Here is a 384-nt window from a genome sequence, read left to right as displayed (position 1 = left end):
GCCCCGGAACGGTTTCGCAGGCCCGGCTGTCAGCCGAGCGAGTAACTGTCCCCGTACACCTCCCAGTCGAGCGGCAGATCGAGATCCAGGTTGCCCGCCTCCAGGAAGACCCGCTGGGCCGACTCGACCCGGCTGACGTCGCTGTGGGCCTCCTCCTGCAGCATCGCCCACACCCGGGCGTCGAGGAAGGCGTGCAGGTACTCCGTCTCGTCGCCGCCGAGGGCCGGGGAGGCCGCGTTCTTCAGCGCCCGCTCGCGGACGCCGCCGAAGCTGAGGCCGTCGCTGCCCGGGCCGTGCATGACCATGGCGTCGTAGTACACGAACTGGCCGAGGGTGCCGAGGCCGTCCTTCTTGGCGCGCTTCACCGCCGGGCCGAAGTAGACC

Annotated in this window: 1 protein-coding gene; it reads right to left on the bottom strand. The window is 70.8% G+C overall.

The window, feature by feature from the left end; genetic code table 11:
• Positions 1 to 29: 29 nt before the first annotated feature.
• Positions 30 to 384 (bottom strand): chitosanase (locus STRIP9103_RS25455; RefSeq protein ID WP_009322611.1); only part of this gene is annotated, 355 nt, incomplete at its 5' end.

The sequence above is a fragment of the Streptomyces ipomoeae 91-03 genome, from assembly GCF_000317595.1.
GTDB classification, from domain to species: Bacteria; Actinomycetota; Actinomycetes; order Streptomycetales; family Streptomycetaceae; genus Streptomyces; species Streptomyces ipomoeae.
The sequence above is the reverse complement of the archived record's forward strand: the minus strand, read 5'-3'. Positions and strand labels throughout refer to the sequence as shown.